The following is a 19,766-nucleotide window of genomic DNA, read 5'->3' as shown; positions in this document are numbered from 1 at the left end:
TTATGATGTCTTTAAAGATGCTTTAATTAAATCTTCTAATGAAATTTCTCCAGTGGTTTTTTTGAGGACTGTCGCTATATTCTTCTCTGCGGCAGCTTTAGGAAAACCAAGTGTAATAAGTGCTTGTAACGCTTCTTCGCGGATTTTATTGCTAGATTTCAAGAATCCTAGATTTGCTGAAGTAGCTTCAGATCCACCTTTACCTACTTTGTCCTTCAATTCTAAAATTATCCGCTGGGCAGTTTTGGCACCTATGCCTTTGACATGCTGGATGGTAGCCACATCGCCTGCCAGAATAGCCTGCTCTATTTCTGCGGAACTTAGCGAAGAAAGAATCATTAAGCCCGTACTTGGGCCTACTCCATTAATAGAAAGCAGCAATAAAAAAAGACGCTTTTCATTGGCTTGCTTAAATCCAAAAAGGGTGTGTGCATCTTCTTTGATATGAAGGAAGGTGAGCAGCTTTATTTGCTCCTCGTCCTTTATTTCGGTATAGGTTTGAAGTGAAATCTTCACATGGTACCCAATTCCATTTACGTCAATGATGACATAGGTAGGATCTTTGAATGCCAGTTTCCCGCTTAGGTAGTCGATCATAAGCTGCTGGTGGATTGCGCGTCAACTACAGCAACAGCCACCATATTTACGATTTCTCTGATAGAACTACCCAGCTGTAGGATATGCACGGGTTTGTTCATTCCAAGCAGAATCGGACCGATTGCTTCAGAGTTTCCTAGTTCGGCCAGAAGCTTATAAGCAATGTTGCCAGAACTCAAATCAGGGAAGATTAAGGTGTTTGCTCTTTTGTTGATGAGTTTGGAGAATGGATACATTTCTCGTTGGATGTCTTCATTGATCGCCACATTTGCCTGCATCTCTCCTTCGATTACCAAGTCTGGGTATTTTTTCTGTGCAATGGCTGTTGCTTTCGCCATTTTTTCAGAGATATCTCCTTTTGCCGAACCAAAGTTAGAATATGACAGAATGGCAATTCTAGGCTCCATATTAAAGAATCTCACTGCATCCGCAGTCAGGCCGATAATCTCCACCAATTCTTCTGCTGTAGGGTTGAGATTTACTGTGGCGTCAGCAAAGAAATAGGGGCCTTTTGGGGTATTCATTATGTACATACCTGCGACACGATTTACGCCGGGTTTCACACCTATAGTTTGCAGAGATGGCAATATTGTTTTAGGATAATCACGGGTAAGACCAGAGATAAATGCATCCGCAGCGCCCGATTCTACCATCAATGCACCGTAGTAATTTCTCTGGGTGACCAGCCGGGAAGCATCACCTATAGTCATTCCCTTTCTTTGCCGCTTTTGGAAGAGCATGTCTGCAAATTTCTTCAGCATCTCTTTTTCTTCCATAGGATCAATGATGGTGACGTTAGTCAAATCCAGAGAATTGTCGGCTATGAGTGATAAGATCTTTTCTCTATTACCGAGAAGTATTGGTTCTCCTATTTTTTCATCTCGGATGATCTGCGCTGCCTTAAGGATTTTTCTGTTATCTGCTTCTGCGAATACAACACGCTTCGGATATTTTTTGGCTCGTGCTATTACGACCGACATCAATCTCTGGTCAATGCCTATTCTCTCCTGAAGTTCTAATTCGTATGCTTCCCAGTCTTTTATTGGATATTTGGCCACTCCAGTCTCCATTGCAGCTTTAGCTACGGCAGGAGCAATGGTAGTAATCAATCGAGGGTCAAGAGGCTTGGGAATAAGATATAATCTACCAAAGCCTAGTTTGTCTTCTCCGTAAGCTTTATTTACAATATCCGGAACGGGCTCTTTTGCTAGTTTGGCTATGGCATGAGCCGCTGCAAGTTTCATTGTTTCATTGATGGCAGTAGCTCTCACGTCCAACGCTCCTCTGAATATGTATGGGAATCCCAGTACATTGTTCACTTGGTTAGGATGATCAGATCGTCCTGTCGCCATGATTAAATCCTCACGGGTGGCAACAGCAAGGTCATAAGATATTTCAGGATCAGGGTTGGCCAGGGCGAAAACAATTGGATTGGGTGCCATTAATCTCAATTGATCCTGATTTACTATGTTTCCTGCAGATAGTCCAAGAAATACATCTGCATCTTGTAAGGCATCTGTAAGGGTATAAAGATCTCTGTCAGTGCAGAATTCTCTTCGGATTTCATCCAGATCTGTTCTATCTGACCGAAGAATTCCCACGATGTCACATAGGACAATATTCTCTTTTTTAATTCCGAGGGAAATGTAGAATCGAGTACATGAAATTGCAGCAGCTCCGGCACCGTTTACAACTAATTTGATTTTGGAAATATCTTTTTCTACAATTTCCAAAGCGTTCAGTAATGCTGCCCCAGAAATGATTGCAGTACCATGCTGATCATCATGCATGACTGGAATTTTCATTTCCTTCTTGAGTTCTGTTTCTATTTCAAAACATTCAGGTGCTTTGATGTCCTCAAGATTTATACCGCCAAAAGTTGGCTCTAAAGACTTTATTATTTGGATTAATTTTTTGGGATCTTTTTCATTGATCTCAATGTCAAAAACATCTATTCCCGCAAATTTTTTAAAAAGTACTCCTTTCCCCTCCATTACGGGTTTGGATGCTTCAGGGCCTATATCTCCAAGACCCAGCACTGCAGTTCCGTTAGAAATCACGCCGACTAAATTGCCCTTGGCAGTGTATTTATAGATGTTTTCTACGTCTGCGGCAATTTCCTTGCATGGTTCTGCTACTCCGGGGGAGTAGGCTAGAGCAAGATCCATTTGGCTAGAAAGCGGCTTAGTGGGGATTACTTCTATTTTGCCAGGAGAACCTTGCGTATGATAATTAAGTGCGTCTTCCTTGCGGATTTTGATTGCCATAAAAGCTCGTATAATTTGGGGTTAGACCCCCCGGTCTTCTTCCCAACTCACATTAGTGTTGAGTAGAATGGTTTCTATTTCACGGAGGGCATCTCTATGTATTTCATTTGGATAAAATACGAAGCCTTCAATGTAATAAAGTTTTCCTTTTTTCTCATCAACCATCAAGTAACCCAGGTAGGATCCACCCATGCTGATGTTGTTGGTTTTCCAGGAACCTCTCATTTCTGTGGTAAAATTATCATTAATCACCATGTTTCTGAAAGCAGGAGGGATTTGTTTTTCAGATATCACATAAGAAGTGGGGTCTTCGGGATCACCGAAAATATGTTGTTTCGTAATAGAATCCCTGAGCGCGAGGATGTTTGCAGGAAATGTTTGCTCTTCAGAGGTATAATCTGTCTCATAGAAAAATAGGCTGATGTCAGCTCTATTTCCACTTGGAGTGATTTGTCTAACCCAGAGAAAGTCCTCTTCAGACTTTGCTACTTGATAGGAGGCAGGCACATTGATTTCTATTCCAAGATTCTTTTTGGCTTCGAAAGATGCTGCTGAATTTTTTCTGGCAAGAATGATTTTTTCCAATCTACCTCTTTCTCGTACTTCGAATAGATTCTGTATTCTACTTGCGTTTTCCTTGAGATTTTCTACCAGTTGCTCTTCTGTATTTCCAAATAGGTATAATACTTCCTGACCGATCGCATATTCATCCTCCATTCTCAAGGAATAAATATTGGGGTCATTCATCGCTTTTTCTTTGGATTCCTTGGAGAACTGTGCGTTAATTACTTGACTTGCTGAGCCCTTATCATCAAAGGTTGTGACGTATATCAGGTTGGTGGACATCTTGAGGATACGGGTCATCGCTCTAGGGTCCACTGTGTTTACTTTGAATTTTGCTTCAGATCGAATCATTCCCGGTATGTCGGATTCGAAAATTTCTTTGAGCTGATCTCCCACAGGCCCGACCCATTTTACAGAGTCTATTACTAGGATGATTTCCCCAATCGAGCCTCTTGCTTTTGGTTTGGAGCTATCTGCAGTAGTTCCATCAGTTTCGCAAGAAGTTAGGATTATACCCAAAACTAGGGCTAGGAGAATGGATGCAAAGGTCTTCATTTTTACTTGTTTGGTTCTTGGATTAGGTCAAATTAATGACATAAAAATACATATCCTTATTTAAGGTTGAATATTGCCAATAGTTAAAAAAAATTAACAGTTTAGAACTGATTCTGATCTGAATTAGCCGATTATAAGTTTTTGGCCTGGCTTTATGTTGTTGGAATTGAGGTTATTCAATCTCTTGAGCTGTTCCACAGTCAAGCCTTCATGTTTTCTGGAAATAATCCATAAAGAATCTCCCGGCTGCACCGTATAAGTGGTTTGTCCTGAGGAATTTGTTTGAGTAGATGCAATGTTCCCGTTCATTCCGGCATTGATTCTTAGAGTCTGACCTACTCGAATCAGATTTGAAGAGAGGTTGTTCCAAGACTTGATTTGACTAACAGTAACTCCATGACGCTGGGCTATGGATCCCAATACATCTCCAGATCTTACTTTATAGCTAATGCCGTTTTGCCTGATATCCTGAGCCAAATCTTCAATGGATTGCACTTGAACAGTGGAGGCTAGCAATACCGTTGGTGCATTATTTAGAGAATCATTTAACCAAGCTAGATTTTCTTTGATGTAGGGGGCTTTGGACTTCGGGATTCGAAGTGCCATACTTTTATTGGTTTCGGGTATTTTATTATTCTTTATCGCAGGATTTAATGTTTTCAAATCCGCTAGGCACAGGTTGGTGAGTTCTGCGAGTTTATCCAAGCTAAGTGCACGATCAAAACGGATTTTCTCATATTCCACGACATAGGTAGGGTCTTCCGGGTGAAAGTTATGCTCTTGTAGATGATTTAAGATGTAGAGCATTGCTTGTACCTGGGGTACGTAGCTGCGGGTTTCCCGTGGTAAATAATTGTAAATCCCCCAGAAGGTTTTCTTACCACCTGATCTTCGGATAGCTTTTCTTACGTTCCCCGGACCACAATTGTAGGCAGCCATGGCTACTTCCCAATCACCAAACATGCGATGGAGTGATTTCAGATACTTAGCGGCAGCTTCTGTAGAAAGTTCAGGATCCATTCTGTCATCTACCTCATTGTTTGTATTCATACCGTACATTCTACCAGTAGCCGGCATAAACTGCCAAAGCCCCATCGCACCGACCCTAGAACGGATTTGTGGATCGAGTCCAGATTCTATGATTGATAAGTATTTGATTTCCAAAGGCATCTCATGTTTTGTCATCATTTCATCAAACATTGGGAAAAATAGCTCTTTACGTGCCAAGACCATTTTGGTGTAGTCTCGGTTTCTTACGGTGAAGTATTGGATAAAGGAAAAAATACGGTCATTCAGCTCAAAGGACATTTCGTGATCCATCGCTTTCACACGGCGGTCTATTTCCTCAAAAGTGAAATCGGGAATGTATTCGTAGTGATAATTGGGTAAAACTTCCTCATCTAGCAAAGGTGCTACCGCTACTGATTCGTCATCCTGAGAAAAGGCTTTGGACAGGGGGATCAGACATGTAATAAGCGCAAGTGTGATGATTCTGTGCCAAGGGGTTTTCATTGGGATATTGGTTTTATGATGTCAATTCGGTTAAATAATTACTAAATGCATAGAGTTCTGCCTCTTTGAATGAGTTACTGATTACTTGCAATCCAATCGGCATTCCTTGTTGATCTCTTCCATTTGGAAGAGAAATAGCGGGTACTCCAGCTACGGAAGCTTGAACTGTAAATAGGTCCTCAAGGTACATAGCCACAGGATCACCTCTATGCTCACCAAACTTAAACGCTGTAGATGGCGTCGTAGGCATAATAATATAGTCAAAATCATTCAAAAGGTTTTCTGTGAAGTCTTTTATTAATCTTCTGACCTTCTGTGCTTTGGTGAAATAGGCGTCGTGATAACTAGCACTTAGCACAAAAGTGCCAAGCATGATTCTACGTTTTACTTCCTCCCCGAAGCCTTCACTTCTCGTCAGCTTATACATACTTTCTAGGTTGTGGGAATTTGGACTGCGGTACCCATATTTTACTCCGTCAAAGCGGGACAAGTTAGAACTTGCTTCTGCAGTAGTGAGGATGTAATAGGTAGGCAAAAGGTAATCGAGAAGAGGGAAATTTACTTCTTTTACGGTGTGTCCTTCGGCGGTCAGCTTATCCAAAACAGCCAAGGTGTTAGCTTTGATTTCTTCTTGAAGAGCTGGAGACTCTATCGTTTCTTTGAGGTATGCGATTTTTGCCTTTTTCTCAAAATGTAGTAATTGGCTGTAGGGAAGCACAGATTTTCTAGAAGACGTGCTATCGTATTCGTCGTGTCCTGCCATGATTTCCATCACTAGGGCATTATCCTTTACCGTACGTGAAAATACTCCGATGCAATCAAAAGAAGATGCGTAAGCAATTAATCCCCAGCGAGAAACGCGTGAATAGGTTGGTTTCATGCCAATGACTCCTGTGAATGCAGCTGGCTGTCTTACAGATCCTCCAGTGTCAGTTCCTAGGGAAACTGTACAGAGGTTGGCTTGAACGGCAACAGCCGATCCTCCAGAAGATCCTCCTGGGACGCGTGATTCATCTGCGGCATTTAATACCTTGCCATGTACGGAATTCTCATTGGAACTACCCATGCCGAATTCATCACAATTGAGTCTACCGATGATTATAGCATCCTCGTCTAGCAGTCGCTGAATAGCAGTAGTAGTGAATTGAGACTCGAAACCTTGTAGGATTTTGGAGGAGGCATTTGCCTCATGGCCGGTGTAACAAAGAACATCTTTAATACCGATGACCATTCCGGCAAGTTTGCCGGCATTTCCATTTGCCAATTTCTGATCTATCAGGTCGGCTTGAATTAAAGCGGATTGCTCATAAACTTCGACGAAGGCGTTGAGATGCGCCTTCGTCTGAATGTTTTTAAGATAATATTGGACTATAGTGCGACAGTCTGTTTCCTTCTTTTCGAGCGATTTTTTGATTTCGTCGAATGAGATAAATTTTCCCAATTTCCTTGGTTTAAAAGATTACTTTTTCTTGCCGTCTTTCAGACCTTCTTCTAGGTCGTTTTGAATGTCCTTAGTAGCATCTTTAAATTCTCTGATACCACGTCCAAGGCCACGCGCCAATTCAGGTATTCTTTTAGCACCAAACAATAGAAGGACGACCAATACGATCAGTACGATCGAGCCACCGCCCATGTTTTGAATGAAACCTAATGTAGTCATGATGGTGTGTATTTAAGGGTAAATGTGATTACAAAGATATAACTGTGATCCGCTTACACAAAGTTCAACGGGAAAGCAATACATCTTTTTTTTGAATATACGCAATTCTCCGCTACTTGGATGTAAGCCATGCAGAAGGATTCATAACAGTCAGTCCTTTCCAAGTCTGAAAATGTATTCCTGCTTGGCCATCTGCATCTGTAGCGACCTGACCAATTACGTCTTTTGCACTTACAGTTTGACCCGATTTTACAGAAATGGTTTTCAACTTGCTATACATGGTATAATATTCACCATGTTTGATGATGACAGTTCCTCCGAAGCCGGGCATAGTTGTGATTTTGGTCACAGTACCATCGAAAACAGCCCTGACATTTGAATTAGGCTGAGTTCGGATATCTACTCCATCACTTTCCATGGTAATCCCTTTCAGCGTAGGGTGGGGGTAGGTGCCAAATCCCTGAGAGACAAATCCTGTTTCCACTGGCCAAGGTAATCGGCCTTTGTTTCCTGCAAATGAATTGGATAAGGCTGCAACTTCAGGGGTCATTGGCATACTACTTCCGGATGATTTTGTTGCAGTGCTGTTTTCTTTTTTAGCGGCAGCTTCTGCGCGGCGAATCTCATCTTCGATCACCTGCTTGATCATTTTATTAAGCTGATCCTGCTGTTTTTTGGTTGCAGTAATTTGCTTTTTTATAGCCTGTTCTTTACTGGTAAGTGTATTTACAAGTCCTTGTTGTTCTCGCTTCATCTTGTCTAGCTGAGCACGTTCCTTTTGCTCTTCAACAAGAACCTTTTCTTTTTCGACTTTTTTCTCGTCTAGCAAAACTTGCTGATCGGTAAGCTCAAGGCTTAAATTTTCGATTTGGGCTGCTTGTTGTTTGCGGCTGTCTGTGTATTGCTTTAAATACATCAGCCTGGCATAAAGCTGATTAAAATTGGCTGAACTGAAGACGAAGGAAACGATGGACAATCCGCGATTGAGTTTAGAGGCATTGTAGATCATTCGTCCGTATTCAGCTTTCAGTTCCTTAAGCTGACTTTCTAAGCTTAGGATTTTAGACTCGGTTTCTTTGATCTCTTGGTTGATCAGCTTTACTTCTCTATCCAGTGTACTAACGAGTCTATTTTGAGTTTGGAACTGTCTGGTGACAGCATTTAATTCGCCTATGGTGTTTTTCTTAGTAGCTGTGGTTTGTTTTAGAATTTTATCAAATTCCAGCAAGCGTGCTTGCACTTCAGCTTTCTGTTTTTCCAGTTGCTCACGTGTGATTTTAGTTTGGGCGGCAAGATCTACTGCCGAATAAAAAATCAATCCAATCAGAAGGCTAAAAGGAATAAGGTATTTGCGAAGCATGCAATTCAAAATTTGAAGGGAAAGCTAAGTGGTTCGGAGTAAGGATCGACTGAGGTCCATTCTACGTGGATAATGGTATTCTGCCCACCTTCTGGGAGTTGATAGGCTAGCTTATAGAGTACTTCCAAAGGGAAAGGCTTTGAGTCCACTTCTTGAAATGTAGCATAGCTGGCAAGTAAAGACCCCCGATCATCCAGCGAATTGCTCACTAGCTCGGACACCTTTCTGTGGTTGACATCGACTTTGGAGAAATACCTTACCTTGTCCCGAACCTGGGTCAGTTCAAATGATTTGCCCACCCTAACTAATCTATCTTTGTAATCTACCTCATGTGGAGGGTTGGCAAAGAGCACATTTTGGAATACATCCAAGGATAGTTTCAGACCATAGACTGACTCAAATTCCTTGAAGGTCAGGTTTACATCCTCTTGTCCAATTCTGTCTTTGATCTGGATTTTTTCCTGTGTGATCAAGCCTCTTACCGCTTCCATTCCTAATCCCGGGGAAATAATAAACCATAGCACTGAATCCTTTTTTGCACGAAGGTTCAAACTTCCACGAGTGATTTTGCCAGTCTCTTCTTCGATGACCACTTTTGCTTTGGCGCTCATGAATTCATAATCGGTATAAACGGGAGAAAAATCTTCCATTTTCCCATCGGCCTGAAAGACTATCGTCTTTTTGGAGCAGGATAATAGTAAGCCTAAGCCTATGACGAGCACAATTCCTGCAAAAAGTTTATTCATGGTATTTTCCTTCTTTTATTTTCTGTGAAAGTTTTTCTGACGCTTCAGGACTTCCTGCTGCTTTTTTCCAATAACTCAGTGCTTCGTTCTTTTTGCCGAGATGAAATAAAATATCACCATAATGCTCAAGCATCACAGCACTCGGCTCAGATTCATGCTGCAGGGCTAAGTCCATGAATTTCTTGGCACCCTCGTAATCTTCCAGCTGAAACAGAACCCAAGCGTGTGTATCAAGGAAAGTGCCATTGTCGGGAAATCGTTTGACTACTTTATCAGACATTGTCTTTGCCTGAACCAAATTCTTCTTTTCTAGGGAAAGGAAATAGGAATAATTGTTCAAGACTTGCTCATCATTGGGATTAAGCTCTAATGCTTTATCGAAATTCCGAAAAGCTTCTTCCTTTTCTCCCAAATTATAGAGAGAACTTCCGAGAGATCCGAAAGCGACCTGATCTAGCTGTGGGTTTTTGTTGGCGTTTAGATCTATCGCTTTTTTAAGCGAAATAACGGCTTCTTCGTCTTTCTTTTGGGCGGACTTGACCACGCCATCGTAAAACCAAAATTCTGGATTTAGTGGGAATTCGTCCACTCCCAGAATGGTGAATTTTTCCAATTCTTTGAAATCTGCATTTTCTCCGAAAGATCCCAAAATCACTTGCTCAAGCAATTTGGCATTCTTAGGCTTGATCAAAAGTGATTTTTTGAAGTAATCTATGCCTTCTTCAGGTTTTTTGTCTTGGATTCTACGCTCACCTAGGGCAGCATAGATGTCAGCATTCTCTGGACTTGAGGTGGTCATCAAACTTTCCAAACTATCCAGCAAAACCTTTTGCTCTTGGGTTTTTATTTCATTTGAGACACTGATAAAAGCCTTTGATTTGACCTCTGGGTCAAGATCCGGACTATCAAATGCTAAATAAAGATAGTGGTTTGACTTCTTGATTTCCCCTTTATCTTTATACAGGGTGTGGGCTGCCATTTGCAATTCTGGCTGGTTTGGATATTTTTTAATCTCGCCTAAAACGACCATTAAAGCCTGATCTACACGGTTATTATTGTATAATATCTCTACCAGATTCATCACATAGGCAGGATTGCCAGGACGAGCTTCCATTAGTTTCTCACCTTCTGCTATCGCTAGGCTCAGGTTGTTATTTTTTAAATAAATCCGCTGCTTCTGAATGGTAATCGGCTCCATCACACCAAAAAACTCTTCTGCACGATCCAATACAATTAAAGCGTTGTCTAGTTCTCCAGCATTCAGGTAGATAGAAGCTAAATCCAGGTTGTATTGTTGGTTGTTTTCGCCATCGGCGGTCAACTTTTCTAGAATATCCGCTGCTTTGAGTGGCTGCTTGAGATTTGTGTATATCTCAGCCAGCATCAGAGCATAGTATTTATTTTCACGGTCCATTGCCGCAGCTTTGGTAGCATAAGGCATTGCCTTCTCGGCCTGATTTGCCTTTACCAAAATCTCCGCAATTTTATAATGGATTGCAGGCTCTTCCGGTGAGAACTCCAGTGCTTTTTGGAAATAGAAATAGGCTTTTTCTAAATCATCAAGTACAAGGTTTTTTTCGCCTTCAATGAAATAGCGAGTGCCTTGGGACTCATTTATCTGAGCCTTACGCTCTTTCTTAGAAAGTCTATCTTGGGCAAAACTTGCGGTGGAGCCTAAGGTGACTAAGAGGAATATGAGAAGTGTTTTTTTGAAATTCACGGGAAATCTGGACTGCTGCTTGAATTCACAAACATAATGCCTTTTATGCAAATAGGCTTTGAATATAGGTAGGAATGAATTACTTAAACCCGGATTATGCAATAGGTTTCGAAATGAGGTATGTAATTGCAAGAAAATCAGGCTGTTTGGAGACTGAGGCATAGCACCGCTATGGTGAAGTCGAAAACAGTAATGTAGTGGCTGATTTTGAAGCAATTAAAGACCGTAATAACTTGTGCGCCGTGGCGTAGAATTGCTAATGCATAATGCGGGTTAAAGATTTATAGCGTAATACTATTCGGCTTGTAAACGCTTCTTGTTGCATAAATGATCCCAGATTTATAAAAATTAAGATTAAAGTGTTTTACTTTTTGGTAAATAGGACTTGATCTGCTCCCTTTCTAATAAAAAAATAAGTCCCAGATAAATAAGGATTAGACTGTTTTTGACAATGAAATTGAGCCATGGAGTACCTAAATCCAAATAAAAACCTACGTAACTCAGCGCAAAGGAGCTCAATAAGTAAAAGAGGCCTTTTGTGGTTTGATAGGGAACGGGATAATGTTTTTGACCATAAAAGTAGCAAAGCAGACACATCACAAAATAGCAGGTAATGGTGCTAAGCGCTCCTCCCATATACCCCCAAATGGGTACACATACGAAAATTATTGCTATGCTAATTATTGCCCCAACTAAGGTGATCCAAAAACTGTATTTGGTTTGATCGGTAATTTTAAACCAAATAGAAAGATTGAAATAGATGCCAAGAAGTAGGTAGCCCATCAAAAGTGTAGGTACTATAAAGAGTCCTTCCGCATAACCAGGCTGTCTTAAAAATAGAGGCCCCATCCATTCAAGATTTACGGAAATAGCAATCATTAATACGGTACAAAAAAGGATAAATGCATGCATCACTTTGGCATAGAGCAGTGGAGAGTTTTTGTCCTGTGCTTGCTTGAAGAAAAACGGCTCTGCAGCATATTTAAAGGCCTGAATCACCAAATTCATTAGGATCGCGAGCTTGAAATTGGCTCCAAATACTCCTCCTGCTTCTCTCGCGGAAAGCCCTGCATAGAAATTTGGAGGCAATACATATTCAAATAAGAATCTGGAAAACAATTCGTTGGTCACTCCAGCTAACCCCATGAATAATAAAGGGATGGAATAAGTCCACATGGGTTTGATGATACTTCCTTCCAGTTTGAATTGGAAAAAGCCAGCTTTCCACCAGACAAATGGAATAATCAGCCCGTTAGCTATCAGATTTGAAAGTAAAATGTATTCTACTCCCCAATCTGATCTATATCCTAAAAATCCTTCTGGAATTATTCCATTCGAGATTAAATAAGGGAACCCAACGATCAGAAGGAGGTTAAAGAAAATGTTTAGGAAGATGTTGAAAATTTTCGTTCCTGCGAAAATCAATGCTTTGTTTTCTAGCCTAAGCTTTGCAAAAGGAATTGCTAATATAGCGTCAAAGGAAAGGATCAAAGCTGTCCATCTGAATAAGTAAGCTTGGCCAGGATATTCCAACCATTCGGCTAGCAATGGTGCCATCAAATATAGTCCTGTGCCTAGAAGCAGAGTGCTTGTAATAAGCAAAGACTGGGTAGTATTGTATACTTTATTGGCGTCAAGGTTTTTGCCTGTAGCGAATCTAAAAAATGTGGTCTCCATCCCATAGGTGAAGACAATATTCATAAATCCTATCAGCGCATAGATACTTGTGTACGACCCCATAGCCTCTTTGCTGAGGTACTCTGTGTACACAAAAATCATTAAAAAATTGATAGATCGACCGAGGATACTACTCAGTCCATAAACTGCGGTTTGTCCGGCTAGTTTTTTGAAATTACTCATTCAGTATAAAGGAGCTTATTCTCCTTTGAAATGCGGCTGTCTTTTTTCCAGAAAAGCAGAAGTTCCTTCTTTATAGTCACCTGATTTCACACATCTGGCGAAGCTATTTGCCTCAGTCTGAAACCCGTTTTCATCCGGTACATAAGCCGAATTGACGCAGTCGATAATCATGCCGATAGCGAGTGGAGCTTTGCTGAGGATTTTGGCAATGATTTCTTCCGCTTTTTCCAAAGCTTCCTCTTTGGTAGGGAGGACATGATTAACGAGTCCTAAGGCTTTGGCTTCCTCCGCACCGATCATGTCACCGGTCATCATGAGTTCGTTGGCCTTTCCTCTTCCGATCAGGATAGTCAATCGCTGTGTGCCGCCATAGCCCGGAATGATGCCTAGATTGACTTCCGGCTGCCCGAATTTGGCATTGGCAGAGGCTATTCTCATATGACATGCCATGGCTAATTCGCAACCTCCACCAAGCGTATAGCCATTGTTGACAGCGATTACAGGCTTGTGGCAATTTTCTATTATGCTAAAGATTTCTTGTCCATTTTCAGCAAATTTTCGCGCATTCACTTCATTGAGCGAAGCTATTTCACTGATGTCTGCACCAGCCACAAAGGCCTTTTCGCCCGAACCTGTGATGATCACCGCTTTGATCTCCTTAGCGTCTGATACCTCTTCAAAAATCGTCCTTATTTCCTCCAAAGTCTCAAAATTTAGTGCATTCATTTTGTCTTCACGATTGATGGAGAGATGAAGTACTCCACCTTTCAAATCAGTTAGGATATTTTTGAAATCAGCCATAGTTCATCGTTGAATGTGAAACAAATATACAAGCAGGGTATTCAATCCCAAATTGCCTACTTAGAAAATGATAAACCTAAGGTAAGGGAATATTGCCCCTTTTGTGATTTACCTATGGATAATGTGGATTTTGTCCTAGGTCAAAAACCTGCTTCCGCATTTTTATTTACTTTTGTTCAAAATAGAATTTTAACTAAATCCGCTATTACTATGTCTTCCAAAAGAAAAATTACGGTTGCCTATGGTGACGGGATCGGTCCCGAAATCATGAAGGCTACTTTGGCGATCCTCGAAGCAGCTGGAGCTCAGCTGGAATACGATGTAATCGAAATCGGAGAGCAAGTTTATCTCAAAGGAATTAGTTCAGGAATGGAGCCGAATGCTTTCGAGTCGCTAAGAGAAACTAAAATTTTCTTGAAATCACCTATTACTACTCCTCAGGGCGGTGGTTTTAAATCGCTAAACGTTACAACCAGAACTTCTTTTGGTTTGTATGCAAACGTGAGACCTTGTAAGGCCTTTTCACCATTTATACAGACTCATTTTCCCAAGACAGATTTAGTGATCATTCGTGAGAATGAAGAAGATTTGTATGCAGGAATCGAGCATAGACAGACGCAGGAGGTATTTCAGTCATTGAAATTGATATCTAAGCCAGGTTCTGAGAAAATTATCAGATATGCATTTGAGTATGCAAAGAAATACGGTCGTAAGAAAGTGACCTGTATGACTAAGGACAACATCATGAAGCTGGCAGATGGATTGTTTCACAAGACTTTCAACGAAATAGCAAAGGAATATCCTGAGATTGAAAATGATCATAAGATCATTGATATCGGAACGGCTTTGATAGCCGATAGACCGGAGACTTTTGATGTAATCGTGACCTTGAATCTTTACGGAGATATTATTTCAGACGTCGCTGCTCAGGTTACAGGTTCTGTGGGACTGGGTGGCTCTGCCAATGTGGGCGAGGAAGTGGCTATGTTCGAAGCGATTCACGGCTCTGCGCCAGATATCACAGGAATGGGAATAGCCAATCCGTCGGGCTTGCTCAATGGAGCTATTATGATGTTGGTTCATATCGGTCAGCCGGAGATAGCAGAGAAAATCTCCAATGCCTGGATGAAGACATTGGAAGATGGGATGCATACCGGAGATATCTATCAGGAAGGACTTTCTGCGAAGAAAGTTGGTACAGAAGAATTTGCCAATGCGGTAATCGAACGATTGGGACAACTACCTGCTACAATGGTTCCTGCCTCGTTTGACAAGGATACGACTCCTATGAATGTATTCGTTTCGCCAGTGGTCAAAGCCAAAAAAGAACTGATTGGTGTTGATGTATTTGTGGATTGGGATGAGCCGGGAAGAGATCCCCAGGTATTAGGAGAGAAGCTTCGTGAGGCCAATGCGGATGGACTTCAATTGACTTTGATCACCAACAGAGGCATCAAGGTGTTTCCCGACGGAATGCGCGAGTCCTTCTGTACGGATCATTGGAGATGTAGATTCCAAAATGCTGAGCAGCACACCATCTCTCATGCACAGATTCGTGAGCTTTTAAAACAAGTAGAAGAACTTGGTTTTGACTTCATTAAGACTGAAAATTTATACTCCTTCGACGGGGTGAGAGGTTACTCTCTGGCACAGGGAGAGTAAGGGGATTGGAAATTTGAAATCTCATATTTGAAATTATAAGGGAGTGGGGTTACCTGCTCCCTTTTTTTTGTATAATTATTTTTAATGGGAATGTACTTTGTACTTTGTACTTAGGACATGGTACACTTATGAAAAAACGAGTTTTAATTATCACTTACTACTGGCCGCCAAGTGGAGGGTCAGGGGTACAGCGCTGGCTGAAATTTGCCAAATACTTGCCTGTAGCTGGCTGGGAGCCAGTTATTTTTACGCCTGAGAATCCTGATTTTGATCTAAAAGACGAAAGTCTGGAAAAGGAAATCTCGAAAGAGCTGGAGGTAATGAAATTCCCGATTTGGGAGCCATATCAACTATTGGATAAGATTCGTGGGAAAAAGGAGTCGCATCCTGGAAGAGTGATGGAGCAAAAAGAGCAAAGTTTTATAGACAAAGCAGCGATCTGGCTACGGGCAAATTTGATGATACCTGATCCTAGGATTTTTTGGGTAAAGCCATCGGTAAAATTTTTGACGGAGTTAGTTGAGAAGGGACAATTTCAGGCCATAATTACCACAGGGCCACCGCATTCAATGCATTTGATAGGAAGGGACCTAAAACGAAAAGCGAATATTTTTTGGCTTGCAGATTTTCGTGATCCTTGGTCACAGTGGGAGTTTCTTGACAAACTTCCTATGCAAAACAGCGTAATGGAGAAGCATAGGAAACTGGAGCTAGAGGTACTTCGTGAAGCGGATGTTGTTACTACCATTTCTCCTACATTTCAGCATGACTTGAGTCAGTTGTCAGATCGGAAAATCAACCTGCTTACCAATGGTTTTGATCCCTCAGATATTCCCCGGAATTTTTCTGTAGGAGAAAAAAAAGCGGGCAGTCTGCACATTGTTTATACAGGGATCATTGATTCGATCAGAAATCCCATGCCCTTGCTGAAAGCAATGAAGGAGGAGTTTTCTAAGGAGAAAGGAGAAGTGCAATTCACATTTGTAGGACGAGTAAGCGAGCAAGTGCAAGAGGATATTAGGGCTGATTCCTGGCTTTTGGCTCATGTGAATTTTGCCGGATATGTATCACATCAGGAGGTCTTTAAGTTTTATAAGAATGCCAACGCTTTGGCTTTGATTCTCACCAATACTAAAAATGCCAAGGGAAACATCCCAGGAAAGCTATTTGAATACATGGCGACCACCTTGCCAATTCTGGCTTTGGGAGATTCTGAAGGGGATTCTGCCCGAATTTTGGAAGAATCCGGAGCTGGGGAAGTTTTGGCTCACTCAGATCATGTAGCCATTCAGGTTCGCTTGAGGAAGTTGTTTGAGCAAAGTGGGAAAGCGGAATCAGCATCAGGTTTCGAACAATACTCCCGAAGAAATTTAAGTTTTCAATTAGCCGGTTTTTTGAATGAACATTCCCTTTCTTGATTTGAAGAGAATGGATGAGGAGCTGAAAGATGCTTTGAAATCCAAGTTTGCTGAAATGCTTGAAGGAGGGGTTTTTTCAGGCGGAGATGAGGTGAAGAATTTTGAATCTCAAATTTCAATTTACCTCAATTCACCCTTTTCTATTGCTTGTGCCAATGGTACAGATGCCCTTGAACTTGCCTTGAGAGCACTACAAATTGGGACTGGCGATGAAGTTATTGTTCCTGCTATGACTTGGGTTTCCACTGCTGAAGTTGTGGTGATGGTAGGAGCAAAGCCGGTTTTTTGGGACACGGATGAAGGTGGGCTTTTGGCTTCTGATTGGGAAAAAGCGATCACCTCAAAAACCAAAGCAGTGATCCCTGTACATCTCTATGGAAAGATGGTGGACATGGAAAGTTTGATGCAAAAAGCTAAAAAGCTTAATCTCCTGGTGATTGAAGATGGAGCCCAGTCTTTTGCCTCTTTTCAAAAAGGCAAAGCTGCCGGGACTTTTGGGGATGTGGGATGCCTGAGTTTTTACCCTACTAAAAATCTCGGTGCTCTGGGAGAAGCCGGAATGTGTCTGACAAAATCCTTTAAACTCAATGACAGAATTGGCACGCTGCTCAATCATGGTCAGAGAGTTCGAGATGAACATGAATTGGTAGGAAGAAATAGTCGCATTGATTCTATTCAAGCGGGTTTTTTAAATGTTTTTATAGAGCGTTTTGGTTCATATCAAGACCTACGGAAAAAGTATGCACAACAATACCTTGAAGGCCTAGCGGGAATCGAAGAGTTACAACTTCCAGCCGGTCTTTTAGAAGAAAATCATAATGCACACTTGTACGTGATCCAAGCAGCCAATAGAGACGAGTTGAAAAGTTTTCTTCAGAACAAAGGAATCGGAACGGCTATTCATTATCCACATATCTTACCGGATATGAAGCCTTATCGTTGTAAAGGAAATTTTGAACATGCCAGAAAGCTAAGTCAGCAGGGACTTTCTTTACCGCTCAATCCCTGGATGAAGGATATGGAAATAGCCTATATAGTTAATACAATTCAGGACTTTTTCGCTTAATTTCCCTGATGGCCTGGACTCAAGACCCGATTTACGTTAGTGGTATGCTTTGCTTATTTGTATTGCTCGCTATTAGGCTTGCCAAATTCCGAGGGTGGAAGACTATTGGGACTCCGATTTTGGTAATACTCACCACAGCGATTGCAGCCAACATTGGAATTATTCCTACGGCCACCAACGGCAACCCGGTTTACACAAGTGTCTTTATGTATTTAGCTCCAATGGGGATTTTTATTGCTTTGCTAGAGGTAGATCTCAAAAGTCTCAAAAAAGCGGGAGGGCCTATTCTACTGATGTTTGGCATCGGTGCATTAGGGACGATCATCGGGGTGCTGGTTGCTTGGTTTTTAGTTCGGCCAGCTGCTGAAATTGGTCCCATGGCAAATGCTGTCGCGGGGATGTACACTGGAACCTATATAGGTGGTAGCATTAATTTCAACGCAATAGCATTAAGCTATCATGTGAATGATAATGCTGATTTATTTGCAGCCACTACTGTGGTAGATAATTTGATCGGAACGCCATGGATTGTCGCCACGTTGATTCTCCCTAAGTACTTGCAGTCATTTTTTCCCAGGAAAAAACTACTTCCAGATACTAACAAAGTTCAAAAAGTAAAAGCTGAAGAATCTATCAGTATTGCTGATCTGGCAAGTATTCTAGGCCTGGCATTTCTGGCTATGGCTGTTTCAAAGTTAGTCTTTCAGTTTTTTCCGCAAATACCCGAGATTCTTACGCTCACGACCATAGCTTTGATTTTGGCTCAGCTGTCTTTTATCAAGAAAATGTCAGGGACGCATACGATAGGTTTTTTTTTAATTCTACTTTTCCTGGCAACCATCGGTACACTTTGCGATCTAGGCACACTAGCTGGGCTAGGTGATCTGGCGGGAACGCTGATTCTTTTTGTCTCTATTCTTGTGTTGATTCATGGTCTGGTGATTTTTGGAATTGGAGCCTTGTTCAAAATCGACTGGGACGTCATCGCAGTGGCCTCCCAGGCAAATGTAGGCGGGAATACAACAGCGCTTGCTTCAGCCGAGAGTTTGAATCGGCCTGATTTGCTGATACCGGGTGTGATGGTGGGAAGTCTGGGAAATGCGCTAGGGACTTACGCGGGATTTTTTATTGCGGGGATGGTAGGCTGATACTGTGTAAAGAATAGTTTGTTATTTATCTTTATTAGTCTGTGAAAGTAAGTGTTTGATAAAGAATAAAAAATTTACTACCTTAAAATCGAATTTTTATGTAATAAAATTTTGATAATGGGGAGCACAGTTGATCTATTTATTTCAAGAAGCCCGCTAAGAAACTCAAATTCTCAATCTGACGACAAGGCCTTATGGCAAAGTGTCAGGAAGGGTAATGATCTTGCGTTTTCTAATCTGTACCAGCGTTTCTCCAATTTACTTTTCAATTATGGAATGCATTTTTGCCATAATCGTGAACTGGTCAAAGACTGTATTCAAGAATTGTTTACAACGATTTGGAATAGAAGAGAAACGCTTTCTGACATAGATTCTGTCAAGTATTACCTGTTTAAATCATTTCGTAATCTACTTATTCAGCATATCAATAGAGAGCGTAAGCTCTATGTAGATATGCAGGATGATCAGGAACCATTAGCTTCTGAAGCTTCAATTGAAGATCACCTGGTTTCCCAAGATTATGGCCAGGAAAATAATGGGAAAATAGCTACTGCACTGACTAAAATTTCAAAAAGACAGCGAGAGATTGTGGTGCTCAAATATTTCAATGATCTAAGCTACGCTGAGATAGCAAATTTAATGTCCATTACACCGGCATCTGCGCACAATCTTCTATCAAAAGCGTTACAATGCTTGAGAGTTGTGATGAAAACTTTCTTATTATCCTTCTTTTTAAACTATTTAGTTTGAATTTTAAATAGCTTTGAATCAGTAGTATATATCTAATTCTATTGCTTGATTTTTTTTCTACAAAAATAAATCAAGAAAAA

Annotated in this window: 16 protein-coding genes; 5 read left to right on the top strand and 11 right to left on the bottom strand. The window is 41.2% G+C overall.

Translation table 11 applies throughout. The features are described from left to right. From ruvA to U3A58_RS17035, 11 genes are all read right to left on the bottom strand, one after another. Positions 1-597, bottom strand: a complete 597-nt coding sequence (ruvA, locus tag U3A58_RS17085; protein WP_323825479.1) for a Holliday junction branch migration protein RuvA — start codon at positions 595-597, stop codon at positions 1-3. After that, on the bottom strand, positions 594-2,864 hold the full coding sequence (locus U3A58_RS17080; protein ID WP_323825477.1) for an NADP-dependent malic enzyme: 2,271 nt from the start codon (positions 2,862-2,864) through the stop codon (positions 594-596). The genes ruvA and U3A58_RS17080 overlap by 4 nt, the downstream gene beginning before the upstream one ends. A gap of 21 nt (positions 2,865-2,885) precedes the next feature. Then, positions 2,886-3,983: a DUF4837 family protein gene (locus U3A58_RS17075; protein WP_323825475.1), complete on the bottom strand. Its 1,098-nt coding sequence runs from the start codon at positions 3,981-3,983 to the stop codon at positions 2,886-2,888. 123 nt (positions 3,984-4,106) lie between these two features. Further along, positions 4,107-5,495 carry a LysM peptidoglycan-binding domain-containing protein gene (locus tag U3A58_RS17070; protein WP_323825473.1) on the bottom strand — a complete coding sequence of 463 codons (1,389 nt, stop codon included), beginning with the start codon at positions 5,493-5,495 and terminating at the stop codon, positions 4,107-4,109. Positions 5,496-5,508: 13 nt separating this feature from the next. After that, positions 5,509-6,936, bottom strand: a complete 1,428-nt coding sequence (gene gatA, locus U3A58_RS17065) for an Asp-tRNA(Asn)/Glu-tRNA(Gln) amidotransferase subunit GatA (protein WP_323825471.1) — start codon at positions 6,934-6,936, stop codon at positions 5,509-5,511. A gap of 18 nt (positions 6,937-6,954) precedes the next feature. Further along, positions 6,955-7,155, bottom strand: a complete 201-nt coding sequence (gene tatA / locus U3A58_RS17060; RefSeq protein ID WP_057938704.1) for a twin-arginine translocase TatA/TatE family subunit — start codon at positions 7,153-7,155, stop codon at positions 6,955-6,957. A gap of 112 nt (positions 7,156-7,267) precedes the next feature. Then, on the bottom strand, positions 7,268-8,515 hold the full coding sequence (locus U3A58_RS17055; RefSeq protein WP_323825469.1) for a murein hydrolase activator EnvC family protein: 1,248 nt from the start codon (positions 8,513-8,515) through the stop codon (positions 7,268-7,270). A 5-nt stretch (positions 8,516-8,520) separates the two neighbouring features. Then, positions 8,521-9,261: a lipoprotein insertase outer membrane protein LolB1 gene (gene lolB1 / locus U3A58_RS17050; protein WP_323825467.1), complete on the bottom strand. Its 741-nt coding sequence runs from the start codon at positions 9,259-9,261 to the stop codon at positions 8,521-8,523. Continuing rightward, positions 9,254-10,981: a tetratricopeptide repeat protein gene (locus U3A58_RS17045; protein ID WP_323825465.1), complete on the bottom strand. Its 1,728-nt coding sequence runs from the start codon at positions 10,979-10,981 to the stop codon at positions 9,254-9,256. The genes lolB1 and U3A58_RS17045 overlap by 8 nt, the downstream gene beginning before the upstream one ends. Positions 10,982-11,335: 354 nt before the next feature. Continuing rightward, complete coding sequence (locus U3A58_RS17040; protein ID WP_323825463.1) at positions 11,336-12,841, bottom strand: lipopolysaccharide biosynthesis protein; 1,506 nt, start codon at positions 12,839-12,841, stop codon at positions 11,336-11,338. A gap of 15 nt (positions 12,842-12,856) precedes the next feature. Beyond that, positions 12,857-13,642: an enoyl-CoA hydratase/isomerase family protein gene (locus tag U3A58_RS17035; protein WP_323825461.1), complete on the bottom strand. Its 786-nt coding sequence runs from the start codon at positions 13,640-13,642 to the stop codon at positions 12,857-12,859. A 210-nt stretch (positions 13,643-13,852) separates the two neighbouring features. On the opposite strand from U3A58_RS17035, the gene U3A58_RS17030 reads away from it, so the two are divergent. The 5 genes from U3A58_RS17030 to U3A58_RS17010 all read left to right on the top strand — a co-directional run bounded on the left by U3A58_RS17030 (position 13,853) and on the right by U3A58_RS17010 (position 19,686). Next, positions 13,853-15,304, top strand: a complete 1,452-nt coding sequence (locus U3A58_RS17030; protein WP_323825459.1) for an NADP-dependent isocitrate dehydrogenase — start codon at positions 13,853-13,855, stop codon at positions 15,302-15,304. A gap of 128 nt (positions 15,305-15,432) precedes the next feature. Continuing rightward, entirely contained in the window at positions 15,433-16,722 is a 1,290-nt protein-coding gene (locus U3A58_RS17025; RefSeq protein ID WP_323825457.1) for a glycosyltransferase family 4 protein, read from the top strand. Beyond that, positions 16,703-17,788, top strand: coding sequence for a DegT/DnrJ/EryC1/StrS family aminotransferase (locus tag U3A58_RS17020; protein WP_323825455.1), 1,086 nt, complete (start codon positions 16,703-16,705; stop codon positions 17,786-17,788). Before U3A58_RS17025 ends, U3A58_RS17020 begins: the two co-directional genes overlap by 20 nt. 8 nt (positions 17,789-17,796) lie before the next feature. Beyond that, on the top strand, positions 17,797-18,936 hold the full coding sequence (locus tag U3A58_RS17015; protein ID WP_323825453.1) for a DUF819 family protein: 1,140 nt from the start codon (positions 17,797-17,799) through the stop codon (positions 18,934-18,936). 117 nt (positions 18,937-19,053) lie between these two features. After that, positions 19,054-19,686 carry an RNA polymerase sigma factor gene (locus U3A58_RS17010; RefSeq protein WP_323825451.1) on the top strand — a complete coding sequence of 211 codons (633 nt, stop codon included), beginning with the start codon at positions 19,054-19,056 and terminating at the stop codon, positions 19,684-19,686. Positions 19,687-19,766 lie beyond the last annotated feature (80 nt).

The sequence above is a fragment of the Algoriphagus persicinus genome, from assembly GCF_035156415.1.
GTDB classification, from domain to species: domain Bacteria; phylum Bacteroidota; class Bacteroidia; order Cytophagales; family Cyclobacteriaceae; genus Algoriphagus; species Algoriphagus persicinus.
This window is presented reverse-complemented; position numbering and strand designations above follow the sequence as displayed.

What these genes read in the sequence shown, in the direction of transcription:
- ruvA (WP_323825479.1), bottom strand. Translation starts at nt 597, where the DNA reads ATGATCGACTACCTAAGCGGGAAACTGGCATTCAAAGATCCTACCTAT.
- U3A58_RS17080 (WP_323825477.1), bottom strand. Translation starts at nt 2,864, where the DNA reads ATGGCAATCAAAATCCGCAAGGAAGACGCACTTAATTATCATACGCAA.
- U3A58_RS17075 (WP_323825475.1), bottom strand. Translation starts at nt 3,983, where the DNA reads ATGAAGACCTTTGCATCCATTCTCCTAGCCCTAGTTTTGGGTATAATC.
- U3A58_RS17070 (WP_323825473.1), bottom strand. Translation starts at nt 5,495, where the DNA reads ATGAAAACCCCTTGGCACAGAATCATCACACTTGCGCTTATTACATGT.
- tatA (WP_057938704.1), bottom strand. Translation starts at nt 7,155, where the DNA reads ATGACTACATTAGGTTTCATTCAAAACATGGGCGGTGGCTCGATCGTA.
- U3A58_RS17055 (WP_323825469.1), bottom strand. Translation starts at nt 8,515, where the DNA reads ATGCTTCGCAAATACCTTATTCCTTTTAGCCTTCTGATTGGATTGATT.
- lolB1 (WP_323825467.1), bottom strand. Translation starts at nt 9,261, where the DNA reads ATGAATAAACTTTTTGCAGGAATTGTGCTCGTCATAGGCTTAGGCTTA.
- U3A58_RS17040 (WP_323825463.1), bottom strand. Translation starts at nt 12,841, where the DNA reads ATGAGTAATTTCAAAAAACTAGCCGGACAAACCGCAGTTTATGGACTG.
- U3A58_RS17035 (WP_323825461.1), bottom strand. Translation starts at nt 13,642, where the DNA reads ATGGCTGATTTCAAAAATATCCTAACTGATTTGAAAGGTGGAGTACTT.
- U3A58_RS17030 (WP_323825459.1), top strand. Translation starts at nt 13,853, where the DNA reads ATGTCTTCCAAAAGAAAAATTACGGTTGCCTATGGTGACGGGATCGGT.
- U3A58_RS17025 (WP_323825457.1), top strand. Translation starts at nt 15,433, where the DNA reads ATGAAAAAACGAGTTTTAATTATCACTTACTACTGGCCGCCAAGTGGA.
- U3A58_RS17020 (WP_323825455.1), top strand. Translation starts at nt 16,703, where the DNA reads ATGAACATTCCCTTTCTTGATTTGAAGAGAATGGATGAGGAGCTGAAA.
- U3A58_RS17015 (WP_323825453.1), top strand. Translation starts at nt 17,797, where the DNA reads ATGGCCTGGACTCAAGACCCGATTTACGTTAGTGGTATGCTTTGCTTA.
- U3A58_RS17010 (WP_323825451.1), top strand. Translation starts at nt 19,054, where the DNA reads ATGGGGAGCACAGTTGATCTATTTATTTCAAGAAGCCCGCTAAGAAAC.